The sequence below is a fragment of the Solidesulfovibrio aerotolerans genome, assembly GCF_009856865.1.
Lineage (GTDB): Bacteria > Desulfobacterota > Desulfovibrionia > Desulfovibrionales > Desulfovibrionaceae > Solidesulfovibrio > Solidesulfovibrio aerotolerans.
The window spans coordinates 1-367 of sequence record NZ_WVUD01000144.1; the positions used below are offsets into that span (position 1 = coordinate 1).

The 367-nt window shown below is 59.4% G+C and carries 1 protein-coding gene and 1 pseudogene; one reads left to right on the forward strand and one right to left on the reverse strand.

What is annotated here, in order from left to right:
• A pseudogene (locus GTA51_RS20800) lies at positions 1 to 127 on the forward strand (IS66 family transposase); the annotation flags it as partial.
• On the opposite strand, the gene tnpB reads toward GTA51_RS20800, so the two are convergent.
• Positions 71 to 304: an IS66 family insertion sequence element accessory protein TnpB gene (gene tnpB, locus GTA51_RS21565; protein ID WP_160964321.1), complete on the reverse strand. Its 234-nt coding sequence runs from the start codon at positions 302 to 304 to the stop codon at positions 71 to 73. The pseudogene GTA51_RS20800 and the gene tnpB sit on opposite strands and share 57 nt — an antisense overlap.
• Between the last annotated feature and the right edge of the window lie 63 nt (positions 305 to 367).

The window sequence follows — 367 nt, forward strand, 5'->3', positions numbered from 1 at the left end:
CCGGGGCGGAACGCCGGGAAAACCGGTCGTGCTCTTTCGCTATCATCCGACTCGGGCCGGCTGTGTGGCCTCAGAAATCCTTGGAAACTTCCAAGGTTATCTGCAGACCGACGGATATAGCGGCTACCCAGTAGAGCAGCTTGATGATGGTCCTACTGCGGTTGCAAAATCCGAACAGGTGGCCGGCGAACGGATCGAGCGTAAGCTGCTGTGACACCAGGATGGAGAGCCCATCAATGAACTTGCGCATGTCCGTGGCCCCCAGGGCCAAGTAAACCCGGACGTCGTTTGCCGGCAGCATCATAGCCGTGTCAGCGTGCGGACAAGCTTTTCCAGCACCGGCGCGGCGAAGTCGCCTCTGATCTCA

Bases quoted from the DNA above. Each gene is read 5' to 3' on its own strand.
- tnpB (WP_160964321.1), bottom strand. From the start codon at position 304: ATGATGCTGCCGGCAAACGACGTCCGGGTTTACTTGGCCCTGGGGGCC.